This window comes from Clostridium chrysemydis, from assembly GCF_015234215.1.
In the GTDB taxonomy this organism is placed as follows: domain Bacteria; phylum Bacillota; class Clostridia; order Clostridiales; family Clostridiaceae; genus Clostridium; species Clostridium chrysemydis.
In genome coordinates this window covers 40,925-61,083 of sequence record NZ_JADEKP010000004.1, presented here as the reverse complement: position 1 = coordinate 61,083, position 20,159 = coordinate 40,925, and the positions used below count along the sequence as shown (strand labels likewise).

The following is a 20,159-nucleotide window of genomic DNA, read 5'->3' as shown; positions in this document are numbered from 1 at the left end:
GACAAGGATACCATAAATCAATATTATAATATTGATAATTATTTTCATTTAAGGAGTTGTATCAATTATGTACTTATTAGTATCATTAATAATAGTTAGCTTCTTAAGTTTAGTTTTCGAAAAACAAATTAAACTTAAGAAAAATCTATTATTCTTTATTTCAGCAATCATATCATTATTAGTATCTATTTATGAGATAATAAAAATCTCAACTGGATTTAAATTATCTGGGTTTCCCTTTGTTATAGAACGTTCTTTTATGAAGGGTTTTATTTCTTTATCTTTCTTTATTCTTGTAATGTTTGCAGGTGCTCTTAACAAAAGGTTTGAAATAACTAAAAGGCTTTTAAGAATACGTGCAGAACTTGCAATAATAGCCTCTATTCTTTTATTACCTCATGGAATTATATACCTTTATAAATTTTTAATAGCCTTTATAAATAAACCTAATTTAAGCCTTTCTTATATAAGTTTAATAGTTATAGGCCTTATAGCTTTTATTATTATGATTCCACTATTTATAACATCATTTGATAAATATAGAAAATCCTTAGGATATAAGAAATGGAAATCTATTCAGAGGTTTTCTTATCTTTTCTTCTTTCTAACTTATGTTCATATAATGGTTATTTTATTATTTAGTGAAAAGATAGATATTTTTAGCTTAGCACTCTATAACCTAATTTTCTTATCTTATACTTTTTTAAGATTACGATTAAAACAAAACTAAAAGCTTGCCAAAATTTTTGGCAAGCCTTTTATTAGTCTTCTAATTTGAATTTTGATATTAATTCTATAAGCTTATCATTTCCTTCTTTTGACTCGTCAGATAACCTTTTTACTTCTTGTGCTTTAACTGAAATCTCGTTTGATTTTTCAGCTATGTTTGTAGTTCCGTTTGCACCCTCTGTTGAAGCTTTAGATATATTATCTGAAACCTCTACCATTTCTTTTATTGCAAGTACTATTTGATTAGATGCATTATCAAATTCATCAACCATATTTTTTACAAATTCAGCATCCTCATTATACTTATCTGTTGCATTTAGCATAGTCTCATAATCCTTTTGTACGTTTATATTTACAAATTCCATCATATCATTTGCGCTACAAGAAAGGCTTTTTACTGATGTAGTTACTTTTGCTATTATTTCTTGTATCTTCTCTACTGCTTCTTTTGAGTTTTCTGCTAAATTCCTTATTTCATCTGCAACTACAGCAAAGCCTTTTCCAGCTTCACCGGCTCTTGCAGCTTCAATCGCTGCATTAAGTGCAAGTAAGTTTGTTTGATCTGTTATCTGCATTATAGTTACTGCTAAACTTTTAATTTCTTCTACTGATTTTGCTTCTTCTAAAGCAGATTCAAGGCTTTGTTTGTTATCATTATAAACATTAACTCCATCTTCTCTTGCTTTTAAGAAGTTTTCTTTTAAATTATTAGCTCTAGATTTAATATCCATAGCTGCTTTAGCTCCAAAATGTGCTTTTTCAGCTATAGTCTCTACTGAACTTTCAATTTCGTTTGTAGTTGCAGTCATCTCTTCTGTAGATGCTGCCGTTTCCTCCATACCAGCTGAAAGCTCTTCTGTCGTAGCTACTACTTCCTCAATACTCTCATTTAAATCACCTATATTAATAACAGTTTCATAAACTGAATCATCTAATTTTTTAACTTCTTCTTTAACACCAATAACTAAATCACTTATATTATGATGCATCTTTTCTAAAGATCTCCCTAAAACCCCTATTTCATCACTTTTATTTAAAAGAACTTTTGGAACATCTTCTGTAAAGTCTGCATCGCCTAATTTTTCTAAGTAATTTGCAGCTACAGTTACAGGTTTAATCATTTTTCTAACTATAAAAAATACTGCCAAAATCATTAGTGATACTATTATTATATTTACAGAAATTAATATTTTAAATAATTTATTATATTCTGCTTTATAATTCTTTTCAGGTACATTCGCTAAAAATGCCCAGCTACTATTAATTCCCTCCAATTTCATAGGTGCATAAGCTGAAAGTATTTCTTCATTTATTTTTGGATCTACAGTTACAGTTTCAAAAATTTTATCTTCTTTTAACTTTTCTAATACAGCTTTAGAGTCTGAATCAACCTCACTTAAGTTTTTCCCAACGATATCTTTATCATTACCATCAGCTATTATAGTTCCCTTATCTGTCATAACAGTTCCGAATCCTCCCATAGGCTTCGCTTCATTAACTATACTTTCAATTTTACTTAACTCTAAGTCAACTCCAAGCACACCAACAAACTCTTTATCTATAATTATAGGTATACTTAAAGATACTATAGATTTTTCTTCACCAGAAAAATTATATTTATAAGGTTCTGATAAAAATGCTTCCTTTGTCTTTTTAGGAACTAAAAAATAATTTCCTGTTCCCTCTTTTTCAAAATCATCGCACTTTTCTAATACTATATCATTACCTTTTCTAACTGCATAAGGTATGAATCTCCCAGACTCATCTGAACCTTCTTTATTTTTATAATTTTTATCTTTGTTATCAAAGGCATCCTTTTCCCAAACAGTATATACTCCAAGAATGCTCTTATTGTTAGAAAGAGCTCCTTTAAGTAATTCTATAACATCATCTCTTCCTAAATTATTATCTTCTTTTGCAAAAATCAATGTTTCTCTTATAGATTCTAATGATGCTTTTGACATAAATAAAGTATCTTCTATTTCTATTGAATAAGCTTTAGCTACTTGCTTTGCTTCTTCTTTAGCTTGCCTAAATGAACTTTGTTTTACATTTTGAAGAGAAATCTCTCCAAGTATTATTACTCCTAATAATGTTACTAAACCTATTATTATACTCAGTTTAGCTGCTAAATTTAATTTTTTTATCAATTTATTTCCCCCTAAAAAATAAGTTTTACTCTTATTTTTCGTCATTTTTCTACAAAACTATAATTTTTTTAGGTTTTTTATGAATTTTTATTTTATTTTTCCAAAAAAGGACATTATATTAATACTTTTATAAATTTTAACCATAAAAAAAAACTAATTCCTAATAAAAAAGTTGTTATCATAACTTTTACTATACGTAAAAAAGCACCTAGGCTTTAACCTAGGTGCTTAAAAGTTATACAAACAATATTATTCTTGTTCTAATATTATTTTCTTAGCTCCTAAAATTGATGAAGCACTCATTGAGAACTCATCTAATCCGTATTCTACAAGTGTTGGAATAGCAGCTTCATCTCCTGCCATCTCTCCACACATTCCTACCCATTTACCATGTTTGTGTGCACCATCTATAGTCATTTTAACTAATCTAAGTACAGCTGGGTGCATTGGGTTGTAAAGGTATGAAACCTTCTCACTCATTCTGTCTGCAGCTAATGTGTATTGAATTAAGTCATTAGTTCCGATTGAGAAGAAATCAACGTGCTTAGCTAATTCGTCAGCCATTACAGCAGCAGCTGGGATTTCAACCATTATACCCCATTGTATTTCTTCTGAGAATTCTTTTCCTTCTTTTCTTAATTCAGCTTTGCACTCATCAACAACTTCTTTAGCTTGAAGGAATTCTTCAAGTCCTGAAATCATTGGGAACATTACGCAAAGATTTCCATATATTGAAGCTCTAAGTAAAGCTCTTAATTGAACTTTGAATATATCTTTTCTATCTAAGCAAAGTCTGATTGCTCTGTATCCTAAGAATGGGTTCATTTCTTCTGGTAATGGTAAGTATGGTAAAGTTTTATCTCCACCGATATCTAAAGTTCTTATTACTACTTGCTTTTTCATGTTCTCTAAAACATATTTGTAAGCTTCGTATTGTTCGTCTTCAGTAGGTGCGCTATCTCTGTCCATGTATAAGAATTCAGTTCTAAATAATCCTACACCGTCTCCACCGTTAGCTATAACACCTTGAACGTCTTCAGCTTTTCCTATATTTCCGCAAACTTCTACTCTCTTACCTGATTTAGTAACAGTTTTTACGTCAACAAGTTTTCTAAGTTCTTCTTGCTCTTTTAAGAACGTTTCTCTTTTAACTTCGTATTCTTTAATAGTAGCTTCATCTGGGTTTATTATACATATACCTTCAATACCATCAACTATTATTGAATCCCCTGTTTTAACTGAAGAAGTTATGTCTCCTAAACCAACTACAGCTGGAATTTCTAAAGTCCTAGCCATTATAGCTGAGTGAGAAGTTCTTCCTCCGATGTTAGTTAAGAAAGCAACAACTTTGCTTCTATCTAATTGAGCTGTATCTGATGGAGTTAAATCTTCTGCAACTACTATAGTGTTACCTTCAGTTATTGCAAAAGCGTCTCCGCCTTTACCAGCTAAGTTTGCTATTATTCTTTTTGAAACGTCTTTAATGTCTGCTGCTCTTTCTCTCATGTAAGCATCATCCATTGATTCGAAGATCATTACGAATGTATTAGTTACATTTTCTACAGCTTTCATAGCGTTTATTGAATTGTTTTCTATTTCTAATGCCATTGCTCCAGTAAATTCTGGGTCATCAAGTAAAGTTATGTGTGCTTCGAACACAGCAGCCTTTTCTTCTCCCATTTCTACACTAGCTTTAGCTTTTATTTTTTCTAATTGCTCTTTTGAAGCATCTAATGCCTTTTGTAAGTTTTCTTTTTCTACTGCTATATCTGAAACCTTTGCGTCAGTTATAACTATCTCCTCATGCTCTTGTAAGAATACTTTTCCTATTGCGTATCCTTTTGAAGCAGCAATACCTTTTTTCATATCTAAATCCTCCTTAATTATGTTCCTATTCAAATAAAATTTAGGTACATAAATTAATTACTATCCAAATTGATAATAATTCTTATGATAACCTTTTACATATCAAGTACAACCATTGTAATTATATCATAATTTATATCTTTGTTAACACCTTAGAGTATAAATTTTACTAAGTAATTTGTAAATTTTTAATACTGATGTATATTTTTTTCATCCTATTTTTTATGATTACTAAAATTTTGAAAATATTAATTCCAATTAATTTAATAAAAAATAATTTTTTCTATATTTTCTTAAAATTACATAAAAACATTTTCATTAATCCTTTACATTTTTTATTATACCTTTAAATTGCCCTACTGTAAGAATTTTATGAAAATTTGTTCAACCATTAATTGTATTTCTGATGTAAAAATGTTATTTTAGTGTATATACACCTGTAAACTATAAAAATTTCTAGGAGGATTTTTCCATGGATAATATAACAAACCAAATATTAAAATTAAAGGATGAAAATGACATATTGATTTTAGCTCACTACTACGTAAGTCCAGAGATCCAAAAAATCTCAGATTTTGTTGGTGATTCCTATTATTTAAGCAAAATAGCATTAGAAAGACCCGAAAAAACTATAGTGTTTTGTGGGGTATCTTTTATGGGAGAAAGTGCAAAGATTTTAAGTCCAAATAAGACAATAATACTACCAAATCTAGATTCAAAATGCCCTATGGCAGATATGATATCTATAGAAGAAATTAAAACTATGCGTGAAAAATATTCTGACCTTGCAGTTGTAACTTATATAAATTCTACTTCTGAAGTAAAAGAATATGCAGATGTATGCGTAACATCTTCAAATGCTATAAAAGTTATTCCAAACTTAAAAGAAAAAAATATCTTCTTCGTACCCGATAGAAACCTTGGAAGTTATCTAAAAGAACAAATCAAAGATAAAAATTTCATTTTAAATAATGGATTTTGCCCTATTCACAACTATATGAATGAGGAAGATGTATTAAACGCAAAAAAACTTCACCCTAAAGCAAAGGTTATTTCTCACCCAGAGTGCACTAAAGAAGTTTTGAATCTTTCTGATTTTATAGGAAGCACATCTGAAATAATAGAGTTTGCAACTAAAGACCCTTCTTTAGAGTTTATAGTCTGCACTGAGGTTGGAGTTTTTTACGAACTTAAAAAAAATAATCCAAACAAAAAATTCTATACAGTAAATGATATGCAGATATGTCCTAATATGAAAAAGATAACTTTAAATAGCCTGTATGATGCAATAAAAAATAAAACAAACACAGTGCATCTTTCAGAAAATATAATTTTAAAGGCTAAAGACTCGCTAACTCGTATGCACGAATTAGCTAAATAATATAAAAGAGGCGATATTTATGACTTATGACATCTTAATAATAGGTACAGGCATCTCTGGCCTTTACTGTGCTTTAAATATAGATAAAAATAAAAAAGTTCTTTTAATTACTAAATCAAAAAAGGAAGACAGTAACTCTTATCTAGCTCAAGGCGGTGTTTCTGTCTTAAAAGATCCTAAGGATTTAAATCTTTTTATAGAAGATACACTTAAAGCTGGCCATTATAAAAATAATAAAGAGTCAGTAAGAACTCTAGCTTTGGAATCTAGACAAGCTATAGATAATCTTATATCTCTAGGCGTAAGATTTGAGAAAAATGAAGATGGTCTTATTTATACAAAAGAGGGGGCTCACTCTACAAACAGGATTGTCTACCATAAAGATATTACAGGAAAAGAAATAACAGACACCCTTTTAGATAGAGTGTCACTTTCTTCTAATATAACTCTTTTAGAAGACACTAAATGTGTAGACTTATTAACTTCAAATAACTCTTGTATAGGTGCCATTATAGAAAAAAATAATGAAATTGAAAAAATATATGCAGAATTTACTGTACTAGCTACTGGTGGAATAGGCGGCTTATTTAAGAATTCTACAAATCAAAATAGTATAACTGGAGATGGTTTATCCTTAGCTTTAAAGCATAATATAATTCTTAAAGATATGAATTATATTCAAATCCATCCAACGGCTCTATATTCTAAAGAATCAAATAAAAGAAGATTTTTAATATCAGAATCCTTAAGAGGTGAAGGTGCTATATTAATTAATTCAAATGGTGATAGGTTTATAGACGAACTTTTACCACGTGATATAGTATCTGCTGCTATATTTAAAGAAATAAATAAAACTAAAAAAGATTATGTTTACTTAAAAGCCGATTTTCTTTCTGAAGAATTTTTAAAAACTAGGTTTCCAAATATAGTTAAAGCTTGTTTTGATGAAGGATATAATATCTTAAAAGAACCTATTAAAGTAAGTCCAGCCCAGCATTATTTTATGGGTGGAATTTCAGTTGATTTGTTTGGAAGAACTTCTATGGATAATTTATTCTCTTGTGGTGAAACTGCTTGTACTGGCGTTCATGGTCAAAATAGATTAGCTAGTAATTCATTGTTAGAAGCTTTAGTTTTTTCAAAGAGAATCGCAAATTTCATAAACTCTTCAAGAGGATCTTTTATCTATAACAATTATAATTTTAAAGCATCTACTTCAATAGATAAGTCTAAAGTCATTGATTTATTAAAAAGGGAGGCTGATTTTTTAGATGACTCAGTATTTAAATATTAATAATCCAATGGATAAATATATTATTAGTGCATTAAATGAAGATATAAGCAATTATGATATAACAACAAATTCAATAGTTTCAGAAAACCAAATAGCATCTTCAGATTTGATTTGCAAAGAAGATGGTATCTTGTGTGGAATAGATGTTTTTAAGAGAGTTTTTGAACTTTTAGGTGATGTTAGATTTGAAACGTACTTTTCTGACGGAGATAAAATAAAATCTGGTGATATTATTTTAAAAATAGAAGGTAATTGTAGAAATATATTACTTGGAGAACGAACTGCCTTAAATTATCTACAGAGGATGTGTGGAATTTCTACTTTAACCACAAAATTTGTGGATAAAATGGTGAAAAATAAAACAAAACTCTTAGATACTAGAAAAACAACCCCTAACATGAGGCTCTTTGAAAAATATGCAGTCACTGTTGGAGGCGGTAAAAATCACAGATTTAACCTTTCAGATGGAGTGATGATAAAAGATAATCATATAAATGCAGCAGGCGGTATTTTAAACGCAGTAAACTTAGTTAGAAATTCTGTAGATGCAACTAAGAAAATAGAAGTTGAAGCTGAGAGCATAGAAATGGTTTTAGAAGCACTAGAAGCTAAAGCAGATATAATTATGCTAGATAATATGTCTATTTCTGATATGAAAAAAGCTATAGATATTATAGGAGACTCAGCCCTTACAGAAATTTCTGGAAATGTTTCCTGCGATACTATTTCTAAGCTTTCTTCTCTTAATGCTGATTTTATTTCTTGCGGTGCTTTAACTCATTCCGCTCCTATTTTAGATCTTTCTTTAAAAAATCTAAAATTAAAATAAAAATAATAACTCGATTAAATAATCGAGTTATTATTTTATTAAAAGAAATGACATTCCTATAATTATTATCCCTATTATAACCCTAGACATCCCAGAGCTTTCTACTGTATTCTTCTTTAAACTTTTCTTTTCCTTTTTAGATTTCATTATATCTAAATATCCAGTTACACTTATTAATCCTCCGCAAATAATTGCTAGTACCTTTTCTGTTATAATTCCTTTAAGAGCTAGTACACCTACAGCTAATAAAATGATAACTACATAACTTTTCTTTATCATCTGCATAAATTATTCCCCCAAAAATCTAATCTCACAAATAGTTATTTTGATTTTCTCTCTAAAATAACTGTTGCTGTACTTTCTTTGCTATCTGAAAGTATATTAGAAATTTTATATCCTTCTTTTGCATAATAATTTAATTCATTTTCAAAATCTAAAACTGTACTTGAATCTAATATACATCTAAAAACCTTGTATTCGTACATAATAGCTCTCCTTTATATCTTATATTAATAATAATTATACCTTATCTTACAATCCTTTGAAATTTATTTTTGTTTTTAAGTTAATCTTCTGTTTCTATTTACTTAATTATTAAGTGATATAATTACACCTAATATTATAAGATTCGAGGGGATTTTTATGAGTTTAGTTGCTATTTTAAAAGCCTTTATGCTTAAATTTGGATATCTTGCTACTTTTTCTTCTGTATTTTTAGAATATTTATGCTTCCCTATCCCTAGTGAAGTAATTCTTCCCTTTGCAGGAGACTTAGCTATAAGTAATGGACAAAACATATATATATTAACCTTATTTTCTGTTATAGGAGGAAATTTAGGAGCTTTAGTAGTATTTTTATTAGGCCGCTTTATAGATAAAAGTTATTCTGATAAGTTTTTTAAAATATTCCCTAAATTTAAAGAACCTATAGAAAAGTCAAAAAACTTCTTATATAAACATAGATATATCGGCGTATTTTTATCAAGACTTTCACCAGTTGGTAGGACTACCTCTTCTATAGTAGCTGGGATGGTTGGAATGAAAGTTCCTAAGTTTTTAATTTGTTCTGTATTAGGAATGACTATTTGGAACTTTACTTTGATAAAACTAGGTAGTTTATTTTATAAAGATGAAAAAACTCTTTTATTAATACTTCATAAATACTCTATAGTTTTTATCTTCTTAGTTATTATTTTAGTAATATTTTTAGTTATTCACTTCATTAAAAAGAAAAAATCCTCTAAGTAAGACTTAGAGGATTTTTTAAAGGAATATTTTTATACCTATTACTCCAGCACTTACAGTAGATACTATTTCTATTATTAGCTTTGGAATACTTGATATTATATTTAATACACTCTTATTTTCTTTTTTTGCGTAATAAATAAACATTATTACTTCTATAATGCATCCAACCATTATCGAATAATAGGCTCCTTTAACCAAGGCACTTGCATTTACAGGTATCTCTACTCCATTTTTTATAAAATACACTACTAACATTCCCTTAAATATAGTAGATATTAATAAGAAAACTATACTTATAGCTCCACCTATTAAATTAGATTTTATCCCTTCATCTTTGTCCCACTCTAAACATATTTCATACAAAGACTTTAAAACATCTATACCTAAAATTATACATATTACTAATCCCATACCTCACCTCTAGAATATTTTACCATATATAAACACAAAAAATCCTCTGAAATAATTAATTCAAAGGATTTTAAAGTTACGTTTTATAAATCATCAACTAAAGTAGCTGCCTTTGCGTAAGCTGTAGATTTTGCTTCAAAGAAATCAGTTTTTACTGAGTTTGCATTTGCTTGTCTATCTACCCACTCTGCTGGGTTTTCGTCATAGCCATCATATAGTTTATTAAGCCCTATAGAAGTTAATCTCAAGTTACCAAGATATTTTATATAATCTTCTATAAGTTTTTTATTTATACCAGATATATTATCTCCTATTACATAATGACCCCAAGCTATTTCGTGTTCTACCCCAATTCTCATCATCTCTCTAAGATCATTTTTCAATTCATCAGTAAACATTTCAGGCTCTTCTAATTGAAGTTCCTTTATAATACTTCTAAATAACCAAAGATGAGTATTTTCATCTCTATTTATATATCTTATCTCTTGTGCTGAACCTGGCATTTTCCCATTTCTCTCTAAATTATAGAAGAACATAAATCCACTATAGAAATATATACCTTCTAATATATAGTTTGCCATTATAGTTTTTAAAAGATTTTCTTTTGTAGGACTTTCTAAAAAGTTATTATAAAGCTCACCTATAAACTTATTTCTATCTAAAAGTATCTTATCATCTTTCCATTGATATAAAATTTCATTTCTCTTTTCAGGTGAACATATAGTATCTAACATATAACTATAACTTTGTGAATGAACAGCTTCTTGGAATGCTTGTATAGTTAAACAAAGGTTAACTTCACTTGCAGTTATATAGTTATTTATATTACCTAAATTAGCTGTTTGAATTGAATCTAAGAATATTAAAAATGAAAGTATCTTATCGTATGCAGTTCTCTCATCTTCTGTTAATCTCTTATAATCTTTTAAATCTTGTGCTAAGTTTATCTCTTCTGGTATCCAAAAGTTATTCATACCTTGTCTATACCAATCTGATACCCAAGTATATTTCATATTGTTAAAATCATTAAGATTTGTTGTGTTACCATTTATCATTCTCTTTTTTGAAGTTTCTATATCTCCAAACTCATTAAAGAGTGGTTTTCTATTTATATCTAACATTTAAATTTTGCCTCCTAAATACCTCTATCTTTTAAGCCGAACAGCTTTCACAATCTCCTACTTCAAGCGACTTACTTCTTACGTAATAAATTGATTTAACACCTGACTTACAAGCCTCTATATAAAGGTTCATTATACCTCTCATAGTATAATTCGTAGTTATATAAAGGTTGAAGGATTGTCCTTGGTCTATATGTCTTTGTCTTACGCCATTCATCTTAACGCACCAAGCTTGGTCTATATTATAAGCAGAGTTATAATACCAGTAATTATCTTCTGAAAGATTTGGTGCTGTCTTTGGAACTATACTTCCCTTTTTCTCTTCTAACCAGAATCTTGACATAACAGGATCTACTCCTTCTGAAGTTCCAGCAAGTGTTGCTGTAGATCCGTTAGGTGCTACTGCCATAAGGTATCCGTTTCTCATTCCATTTTCTTTTATTTCACTATAAAGTTCTCTCCATCTATTAGAATTATATCCTCTTAATTTGAAATAATCTCCATTATCCCAATCAGAGCCTTCAAATTCATTGTATCTTCCTTTTTCTTTAGCTATTTTCATACTAGCTTTAATTGCATAGAAATTTATATCTTCATAAACTTTATCAACAAAGTCTTTATGATTATCTTCTGTAAAATGAATTCTGTTTTCAGCAAGCATATGGTGATATCCTGAAGTTCCAAGACCTACCCCTCTATACTTTTGATTTGTAACTTCTGCATAAGGAACTGAGTAATAATTAAGATCTATTACGTTATCCATAGCTCTTATTTGAGTTTCTACAACGTACTCTATCTCTTCTTCACTCGTAACATCAACGTTTCCTAAAACTACTGAAGAAAGATTACAAACAACAAAATCCCCTGCCTTAGTTTTTTCAACTATAACCTTATCGCCATTTTCATCTGTTATTTCGCTTTCTCTTATATCCATAGGGCTCATGTTTTGCATTATTTCAGTACAAAGGTTTGAAGAATAAATCATACCCTTATGCTTATTTGGATTCATTTTATTTGCAGCATCTCTAAAGAATGCAAATGGAGTTCCAGTTTCTGCTGCACTTTTAATTATAAGCCTTACTAAGTCTTTAACTTTCATGACGCGTTTTTCTATTCTAGAATCATTTACACAGTCATAGTATTTTTCTTCCCACTCATCGCCATAAAAATCTTCTAAAGAATATCCTTTAACAAGTCTTATTTCGTGAGGACACATCATATACCAGTTTGCATCTATATCTTCTTCTGCAAGTTTCCAAAATAGGTTCGGATAACAAAGACCTGGGAAAACATCATGCGCTTTCTTTCTATCATCTCCGTTATTAGTTCTAACTTGAAGAAAATCTGGTAGATCTTTATGCCAAGCATCAAGCCAAATAGCTACTGAACCATTTCTTACTCCAAGCTGGTCTACTGCTATTGCTGTATCGTTAAATAATTTAACCCAAGGTATAATTCCACCTGATGCTCCTTTAAATCCTCTAATTGGAGAGCCAAGAGCTCTTATCTTACCTATATAGATTCCCATTCCGCCACCAAACTTAGAAACTTCAGCAAAGTTGTCTAATGACTTATAAATCCCCTTTAAACTATCATTTACTGTATCTATAAAGCATGAGCTTAATTGATAGAAAGGCTTTCTAGCATTAGCCATTGTAGGTGTTGCCATTGTTGCTTTTAACGAACTTAATACGTCATAGAATCTCTTTGCCCAAAAAAGTCTTTTACCTTTTTCTTCTGGTATTGCTAAATGCATTGCTATTCCCATAAATAATTGCTGTGGTAATTCTAAAACTTCTCTATTAAAATTTTCAACTAAGTATCTCTCACTTAAAAGTTTTATTCCGCTGTATGTAAAAAGATAATCACGCTCAGGTTTTAATTCTTTCTCTAATTCGTCTATATCTTCTTTTGAATAGTTTTCTAATATATATTTTCCGTATAACTTTTCATCTGTTAATCTTTTTATAAATCCGTATAAATCTTTATATGGGTTTTCCGTATCTTTTAATCCTCTGTTTGTCTTTACTATATCATATAATCTTTGAACGTATAACTTTGAAGCTATGTTTTGCCAATCTGGCTCCATATCAGTTGTAAGTTCTAATGAAACTCTTATAAGTGAATCCCTTATTTCCTCATATTTCATCTTAGGTCTAATAATTAAATCTAATTTCTCTTTTAATCTCTCTTCAGTATATATCCCATACTCGTCATTTATGGCTTCTAGCCCAATCTTGCATAGCTCGTGCATCATTTAAACCCATTCTCCTTTAACTATATATTGTATATCTATATTGTGTTTATACCAAACCAACACAATATGTTGCTTTTTAATTATAGTTTTAATACTTCCTAGTGTAAAACTAATTAAAGTTTGTATTAAGTAAATATATATATTTTCTTTTAGATTTCTCTTATTATCTCTCTTTTTTGATAACCTTTATCTTTTGACAAACTAATTTTTATAATATTAATTATTACATCATCCTCATAATAAAAGACTGTATTAAGTTTTAAATTAATACAGTCCTAAAACTATCTTATTTTAATAAGTCCTCTTCCCACGCCGCTTCTTTAAACCCAACTAAAACTTTATCACCGTTAACTACTATAGGTCTTTTAACCATCATTCCATCTTCTGAAAGGATATCTAAAAGTTCCTCTTCTGACAAAGTATTAATTTTGTCTTTCATTCCTTTTTCTCTATATAACATACCAGATGTATTAAAGAATTTCTTTATAGGTAAGCCGCTCATTTCTAACCATTTTTTTAATTCTTCTTTGCTTGGATTATCTTCTTTTATGTCTCTGTCTATAAACTCTAACCCTTTTTCTTGTAACCACTTTTTAGCTTTTCTACAAGTAGTACATTTAGGATATTCTACAAATAATATACTCATACTATTCCCTCCTTTTACTTACTTATTATTTTATCATATCTTTTTTAGAATCTTCCGCGTCTAAAGGTAATATAACAAAAATTTTAAATAAGTCACCCTCTCTTTTTATTTTAGTTTCTCCTCCATGAAGCTCAACTATGCTTTTAGTTATAGCAAGCCCAAGCCCAGAGCCCTCAACTTTCGAGTTTCTAGACTCATCTGCACGCACAAACCTTTCAAATATACTATTCTCATCAAAAGTCATCTCATAATTTGCAACATTTTTAAAGCTTATTATAACTTCATTTTCTTTTTTTTCTATGTTTGCATAAACTCTAGTTCCTTCAAGAGAGTATTTTAATGCATTTACAGTAATATTTTCTATAACTCTAGAGAACATCACCCCATCCAATGGCATTATAAGTTCATCCTCTGTACTCTCAACTATAAAATCTATATTTTTATCTTCATACATAGAAGAATATTCCCCTATAACTTGATATACTAAAGATACTACATCTATGTTTTCTTTTTGGATTTCAATTTTTCCTGAATTCATCTTAGATACTTCAAATAAATCTTCAATTAATACTTTTAATTTATTAGATTTTATTTCTACTATTTTTAAATACTCTTTTCTTTCCTCTTCTGAAATATTATCTCTTTGAAGAATATTTACGTAGTTTATTATTGAAGTTAGAGGCGTTTTTAAATCATGTGATACATTAGTTATAAGTTCAGTTTTAAGCTTTTCATTCTTAAGTGCTTCTTGTACTGCAATATTATAACCATCTTTCATTTTGTTTATATTTTGTATAAGAGACTTAATTTCTCCTCCACCAACTTCTTTTATATCCTCATGAAGATTTCCATCGTTTATTATTTTTATTCTATCTCCTATAATACCTATCTCGATATTTCTTTTAACAGAATATAAAACACCTATCATAGGCAATAAAACTAATAAAAAACTCCCTTTAAAAGGATAGGACCTAAAGAATTTAACTATTAAATTGTTCTCTGTTCCATCTACAGCTAGTGCATATAAATATATTATATAAAATATAATAGCTATTATTATACTTGTTATAAGAGTCCTTCTAGGCCCTTTATATTTAAATGCATTTTTAAATACATATAATATATCACGGACAAAGTTTCCGCTTATAATCACATTCCCTTTTCCTTTTACAAAAAGATATATCACTTTAAAAAGTAATAAGAGGTTTATTGTTATGCTTATAAAGAAAAATATTACCCTTTTTACAGCATGTGCTACATATGCACTATATGCCTCAGCTGATGTATAATATATCTCTTCAAATTGACCTACTATCTTTTTAGAGTAAGTCATAAGTCCTTCCTCTATCCCAGCGTTATATATATTTTCATTATTACAAGCATCATATATAACTTCTTTTCCCTCGTATTTCTTAGATAAAACAGACCTTAGATCTTTAACATCTAATTTCTTAACACCTTGGAAAAAAGGATCATTTGAAAAGATGTCGTTGGTTTCTTTATTTCTAACAATAAAATAAACTTCTTTTGGAATCTTCTCTTTATCACCACTATTACTATAAAAGCTGTCGTTATAAATCATATTTCTAATAGTTTCTTTTTGATCTTCACTAGGAACTAAGAGAAGCCTAAGTCCATCAGTCTTTTTGTATAAGTCTTGACTTATTTCTTCGCTATCGTGTTCTAGCATACTTTTATAGTATTTAGGTCTATTAAAAATTGCATCAATATTACTAACTCCATCGTTTTTGTTTGGGCTAGTTAAATATTTAAAACCTGCATCTATATTTATTATAGAAAGAACTAATAAAATTATAAGTTCTATAATCCATAAAGTACTTACATATTTTTTTAGGCTATTTTTCAATTTTATACCCAATTCCCCATACCACCTTAATGTATTCTGGATCTTTTGTGTTTATCTCAATTTTTTCTCTTATCCTTCTTATATGAACTGTAACTGTGTTCTCACTTTTATAAAATGGTTCTTCCCAAACCTTTTCATATATTTCTTTAATAGAAAAAACTTTCCCAAGGTTTGAAGATAAAAGAACTAATATCTTATATTCTGTAGCTGTTACCTTTATCTCTTCGCCTCTTACGGTTATCACTTTTGCTACTGTGTCTATTTCTAAATCACGAACTTTAATAAAATCCTTATTTTCCATAGATAAAGGATTATCGTATCTTCTAAGCTGCGATTTAACTCTAGCTACAAGTTCTAGGTTATTAAATGGTTTAGTTATATAATCATCAGCACCAACATTTAACCCTAAAATTTTATCAGAATCTTCACCTCTAGCTGATAACATAATTATTGGTATGTTATTTGACTCTCTTATTTTTAAGCATGTTTTTATACCATCTAATTCTGGCATCATTATATCTAAAATTATAACGTGTATATTTTTCTCCTCTAAAATTTCCAATGCCTCATATCCATTACTAGCATTAAATACAGTTAAATTTTCACCTCTTAAATATATATTAATAGCATCTCTAATCTCTTTTTCATCATCTACAACTAAAATATTAAACATAGTTTTTCCTCCCTTACGTTTAATAGGTTATATATTTATCTTAACGTATATATAAGTAAAATAGTATTACAAATTATTTAAAATATTATTATTTATTTAATAGTTTCTACATCTTTTCCATTATTTATATCAAATTTCTTTTTATTATTATCAAAACCTGCTTTTATTAGTACAAAAAGAACTATTATTACTAGAATTATAAGTAATATTTTCTTATTTTTCTTGTCTCCTGGTAAATTTATTCTTAAAATATAAACCACCATCCTCTCTATAAGATAATTATTTACTATTTTTTATGTTATGTCTAGCCTCGTATATGTATACTACATAGCATTTACTAGCTTTTTTGAGATATTAATAATTAAAGATAGGTATAGTCTCTACGCTGTCATTCACCTTGAAATATCTCTATATTACTCATTATTTACACGTTAACTTTCTTCACTATTTTATATATAATAAACGTTGATTTAATTTATATTTGTATAACCATAGGGAGAATTTTAAATGGGTAAATTGATTAGAAGTAAAAGATTCTATGTTGACGTCGTTTTGATTTTTATAGGTTGCCTTATAGCCGCACTTGGGGTAAATCTTTTCTTAACTCACGCTCAACTACTTAGCGGTGGTGCTACTGGAATAGCACTTATGTTTGAATACATTGCCGGAATTCAAGCCGGGATTGTTGTATTTATTTTAAACGTTCCTCTTTTTATTATAAGTTTATTTAAGCTTAGTAAAAAGTTTACTCTATACTCTGGAGTCGGAATGTTATCCCTTTCAATAGCACTTATACTAACAAAACCATTATCCAATATAATTGAAATAAACGACATATTACTTTATTGCGTTTATGGCGGCGTACTTTGCGGTATAGGTTACGGTATAGTATTTTTAAGAAATGGTTCAACAGGGGGAACTGATATTATAACTATGCTTATTCGTAAAAAATACTCTAACTTTGAAATAGGTAAACTAGGTTTTGCCCTTAATTGCCTAATCATAATAGTCGGAGCTATAATTTTTGGGATACCAAAGGCATTATATACTCTTGTATCTATTTTTATTCAAGGTGTAGTTTTAGATAAGGTTCTTAGAGGTCTAAATAGTAAAAACCTACTTTTAATACTTACAAACAAAGAGGATGCTGTAATTGACTATATTATGTCTGATCTTAATCGTGGTGTTACCTCATTGATATCAGAAGGTGAATACACTCACTCAAAAAGAAAAATGCTTTATTGCATTTTAACTACTAATGAAATGTTAAGACTTAAACGAAAACTAGTAAAAATAGACCCTTCAGCTTTCATAACAATAGTAGATGTTTCTGAAGTTAAAGGTAAGGGATTCGTTTCTATATAGAAAAAATGATGACTTTTAAGTCATCATTTTTTTGAATTTAAATATCTTTCCTTTCCTATTTCATATAAGTTATTCCCCTTAGAATCTATTACTACTATAAGTGGCATATCCTTTATTTCTAATTTCCTTATAGCTTCAGATCCTAAATCTTCGTAAGTTATAATTTCTGATTTGACTACGCATTTTGCAATTAATGCAGCAGCGCCTCCTATAGCCCCAAGATAAATTGCCGAATTTTTAACTATACTATCTATTACCTCTATGCTTCTAGAGCCTTTTCCTATCATTCCCTTAAGCCCTAAATCTAATAACTTAGGTGAATAAGAGTCCATCCTATAGCTTGTAGTAGGTCCACAAGACCCTATTACTTTACCTTCTTTTTCAGGAGTAGGACCAACATAATATATAGTTTCATTTTCTATACTTATAGGAAGTTCTTCCCCTTTATCTATAAGTTCTATTAATCTCTTGTGAGCAGCATCACGTGCTGTGTATATACTCCCGCTTAAATAAACTGTATCCCCAGCATTCAAGTTTTTTATTTTTTCTCTAGTTAATGGTGTATTTAAATAAATTTTTTCTTTCAAAATAACCCCTCCTAAAGTACAGCTTCTTTGTGTCTAGTTGCATGACAGCTTATATTAACCGCCACAGGAAGCCCTGCTATATGCGTTGGGTAAGTTAATATATTTACCCCAAGTGCAGTAGTTAGCCCTCCAAAACCTTGTGGGCCTATTCCTAAGCTGTTTATTTCTTTTAATAATTCCTCTTCTAAAGCTTTATAATATTCTGACTCATTTATATAGTTTATAGGCTTTAAAAGTGCTTTTTTTGCTAAATACGCAGCCTTATCAAATGTCCCTCCTATTCCTACTCCTATGACCATAGGCGGGCAAGGATTAGGTCCCGCTTGCTTTACAGTATCTAATATAAACCTTTTAACTCCATCTATCCCATCAGATGGTTTAAGCATCCCTATTTTGCTCATATTTTCAGATCCAAAACCCTTAGGTGCTAGCTTAATTTTTATATTGCTTCCCTTTACTATTTCATAATAAATTACAGCTGGAGTGTTATCTTTCGTATTTATTCTCTCTATAGGATCTTTTACAACTGACTTTCTTAAATAACCTTCCTCATAACCTTTTCTTACTCCCTCATTAATCGAATCTTCTAAATCTCCTCCTACTATATGCACATCTTGTCCTATTTCTAAGAATATACAAGCCATGCCAGTATCTTGGCATATAGGTACCTCCTCATTTCTCGCTATCTTTTCATTTTCTATAATATTCTTTAATATATCCTTCGCAAGTGCATAATCTTCTTTCATGCTACTTCTATTTAATGCATCTTTTATGTCTTCCCCAATATAATAATTTGCTTCGATACATAACTTTTTTATAGTTTCTTCGATTAATTTGACATTAATCTCTCTCATATAGCCCACCTCTTTTTATAAATTATTCCTCACAATTATATTTTATAATAGTCTTTTAAATTTACAATAAAAAACTAATTTTTATATTTTTACCTTTACATAACTTTTTAATTGTATAGTTATATTTTCTTATAAAAATAAGGCAGCTACTAAATTAGCTACCTTTTTTTAAATTTCCTAGGAAATATCCTTTATTCTACATTCTTTTTATTAATTTCATTATATCTTTCTACACCTATCACTATTGAATCTACAAGCTTTTGTTGGAACTCACTAGATTTTAAATTAGCTTCGTCGTCATAGTTAGATAAGAATCCACATTCTATTATTATATTTGCACCTAAATTACCATCTTTTAAGATTTTATAATCACCTTTTGCATCTTTAGATAATCTATTATTGTTTGGCTGCAAGTTTTCTTTAATAGAACTTTGAATAGATTCTGCTAATAACTTACTTTTTTCATTGCTAGAATACCAAATCTGAGCTCCTTTGCTTGTTACTTTAGGAAATATATTTTGGTGTATAGATATAAAAATATCGCTTTTAACTTCTTTTTTCTTAAGGCACCTTAAATCTAAATCTTCTCTCTTTTTTGAAGATAATTCTAAATCTTGTTCTCTTGTCATAGAAACCTTATATCCTCTTTTTGAAAGAGAATCTTTTAATCTTTTACTTATTTCTAAATTCAAATCCTTTTCTAAAGTTCCATTTTTAGATCTTGCACCACCATCTATTCCGCCGTGACCTGGATCTATAAGGATACTTGTCTTTTCGAAAAACTCTTCTTCTGCAAAAACTTTCAAACTAAAAAAACATAAAAAAAGACATAAAAATATACTGATCCTTTTAAGTAATTTCATCTTAAATCCTCCATCTAA

The 20,159-nt window shown here is 29.0% G+C and carries 20 protein-coding genes; 6 read left to right on the top strand and 14 right to left on the bottom strand.

Annotation, left to right across the window (positions count from 1 at the left end; translation table 11 throughout):
- Nucleotides 1-67 precede the first annotated feature (67 nt).
- On the top strand, nt 68-730 hold the full coding sequence (locus INR60_RS11675; protein WP_207729569.1) for a ferric reductase-like transmembrane domain-containing protein: 663 nt from the start codon (nt 68-70) through the stop codon (nt 728-730).
- Nucleotides 731-761: 31 nt separating this feature from the next.
- Here the strand turns inward: INR60_RS11675 and INR60_RS11670 are convergent, their stop codons facing one another.
- Entirely contained in the window at nt 762-2,879 is a 2,118-nt protein-coding gene (locus INR60_RS11670; RefSeq protein WP_194191713.1) for a methyl-accepting chemotaxis protein, read from the bottom strand.
- Between the two features lie 249 nt (nt 2,880-3,128).
- The gene (gene ptsP / locus INR60_RS11665) at nt 3,129-4,745 is read right to left on the bottom strand and encodes a phosphoenolpyruvate--protein phosphotransferase (RefSeq protein ID WP_194191712.1); all 1,617 of its coding nucleotides are present in this window, start codon (nt 4,743-4,745) and stop codon (nt 3,129-3,131) included.
- A gap of 472 nt (nt 4,746-5,217) precedes the next feature.
- On the opposite strand from ptsP, the gene nadA reads away from it, so the two are divergent.
- The 3 genes from nadA to nadC are packed head-to-tail and all read left to right on the top strand — an operon-like array spanning nt 5,218 to nt 8,249.
- The gene (gene nadA / locus INR60_RS11660) at nt 5,218-6,126 is read left to right on the top strand and encodes a quinolinate synthase NadA (protein ID WP_194191711.1); all 909 of its coding nucleotides are present in this window, start codon (nt 5,218-5,220) and stop codon (nt 6,124-6,126) included.
- A 19-nt stretch (nt 6,127-6,145) separates the two neighbouring features.
- Nucleotides 6,146-7,420, top strand: a complete 1,275-nt coding sequence (locus INR60_RS11655; protein ID WP_207729568.1) for an L-aspartate oxidase — start codon at nt 6,146-6,148, stop codon at nt 7,418-7,420.
- A complete protein-coding gene (gene nadC, locus INR60_RS11650; RefSeq protein WP_194191710.1) occupies nt 7,398-8,249 on the top strand; it encodes a carboxylating nicotinate-nucleotide diphosphorylase in 852 nt (283 codons plus the stop codon). The genes INR60_RS11655 and nadC overlap by 23 nt, the downstream gene beginning before the upstream one ends.
- A 30-nt stretch (nt 8,250-8,279) precedes the next feature.
- On the opposite strand, the gene INR60_RS11645 is transcribed toward nadC, so the two are convergent.
- Both INR60_RS11645 and INR60_RS11640 read right to left on the bottom strand, forming a co-directional pair.
- Nucleotides 8,280-8,534, bottom strand: a complete 255-nt coding sequence (locus INR60_RS11645; protein WP_194191709.1) for a hypothetical protein — start codon at nt 8,532-8,534, stop codon at nt 8,280-8,282.
- 35 nt (nt 8,535-8,569) lie between these two features.
- Complete coding sequence (locus INR60_RS11640; protein ID WP_194191708.1) at nt 8,570-8,734, bottom strand: DUF4177 domain-containing protein; 165 nt, start codon at nt 8,732-8,734, stop codon at nt 8,570-8,572.
- Nucleotides 8,735-8,891: 157 nt separating this feature from the next.
- On the opposite strand from INR60_RS11640, the gene INR60_RS11635 reads away from it, so the two are divergent.
- Nucleotides 8,892-9,497, top strand: a complete 606-nt coding sequence (locus tag INR60_RS11635; protein ID WP_194191707.1) for a DedA family protein — start codon at nt 8,892-8,894, stop codon at nt 9,495-9,497.
- A 15-nt stretch (nt 9,498-9,512) separates the two neighbouring features.
- On the opposite strand, the gene INR60_RS11630 is transcribed toward INR60_RS11635, so the two are convergent.
- From INR60_RS11630 to INR60_RS11600, 7 genes are all read right to left on the bottom strand, one after another.
- The gene (locus INR60_RS11630) at nt 9,513-9,908 is read right to left on the bottom strand and encodes a hypothetical protein (RefSeq protein ID WP_194191706.1); all 396 of its coding nucleotides are present in this window, start codon (nt 9,906-9,908) and stop codon (nt 9,513-9,515) included.
- Between the two features lie 83 nt (nt 9,909-9,991).
- The gene (locus tag INR60_RS11625; RefSeq protein ID WP_194191705.1) at nt 9,992-11,029 is read right to left on the bottom strand and encodes a ribonucleotide-diphosphate reductase subunit beta; all 1,038 of its coding nucleotides are present in this window, start codon (nt 11,027-11,029) and stop codon (nt 9,992-9,994) included.
- 31 nt (nt 11,030-11,060) lie between these two features.
- Nucleotides 11,061-13,283, bottom strand: a complete 2,223-nt coding sequence (locus INR60_RS11620) for a ribonucleoside-diphosphate reductase subunit alpha (protein ID WP_420797491.1) — start codon at nt 13,281-13,283, stop codon at nt 11,061-11,063.
- Nucleotides 13,284-13,572: 289 nt separating this feature from the next.
- Nucleotides 13,573-13,932, bottom strand: a complete 360-nt coding sequence (locus INR60_RS11615; RefSeq protein WP_194191703.1) for an arsenate reductase family protein — start codon at nt 13,930-13,932, stop codon at nt 13,573-13,575.
- A gap of 25 nt (nt 13,933-13,957) precedes the next feature.
- Entirely contained in the window at nt 13,958-15,799 is a 1,842-nt protein-coding gene (locus INR60_RS11610; protein WP_238480442.1) for a sensor histidine kinase, read from the bottom strand.
- Nucleotides 15,789-16,472, bottom strand: coding sequence for a response regulator transcription factor (locus tag INR60_RS11605; RefSeq protein WP_194191702.1), 684 nt, complete (start codon nt 16,470-16,472; stop codon nt 15,789-15,791). Before INR60_RS11605 ends, INR60_RS11610 begins: the two co-directional genes overlap by 11 nt.
- 92 nt (nt 16,473-16,564) lie before the next feature.
- A complete protein-coding gene (locus INR60_RS11600; protein ID WP_194191701.1) occupies nt 16,565-16,732 on the bottom strand; it encodes a hypothetical protein in 168 nt (55 codons plus the stop codon).
- Between the two features lie 247 nt (nt 16,733-16,979).
- Here INR60_RS11600 and INR60_RS11595 point away from each other — a divergent pair, with 247 nt between their 5' ends.
- Nucleotides 16,980-17,837, top strand: a complete 858-nt coding sequence (locus INR60_RS11595; RefSeq protein WP_194191700.1) for a YitT family protein — start codon at nt 16,980-16,982, stop codon at nt 17,835-17,837.
- A 23-nt stretch (nt 17,838-17,860) separates the two neighbouring features.
- Here the strand turns inward: INR60_RS11595 and INR60_RS11590 are convergent, their stop codons facing one another.
- From INR60_RS11590 to INR60_RS11580, 3 genes are all read right to left on the bottom strand, one after another.
- Nucleotides 17,861-18,424: a Fe-S-containing hydro-lyase gene (locus INR60_RS11590; RefSeq protein WP_194191699.1), complete on the bottom strand. Its 564-nt coding sequence runs from the start codon at nt 18,422-18,424 to the stop codon at nt 17,861-17,863.
- A gap of 11 nt (nt 18,425-18,435) precedes the next feature.
- The gene (locus tag INR60_RS11585; protein WP_194191698.1) at nt 18,436-19,278 is read right to left on the bottom strand and encodes a fumarate hydratase; all 843 of its coding nucleotides are present in this window, start codon (nt 19,276-19,278) and stop codon (nt 18,436-18,438) included.
- A 191-nt stretch (nt 19,279-19,469) separates the two neighbouring features.
- Nucleotides 19,470-20,141, bottom strand: coding sequence for an N-acetylmuramoyl-L-alanine amidase (locus INR60_RS11580; protein WP_194191697.1), 672 nt, complete (start codon nt 20,139-20,141; stop codon nt 19,470-19,472).
- Nucleotides 20,142-20,159 lie beyond the last annotated feature (18 nt).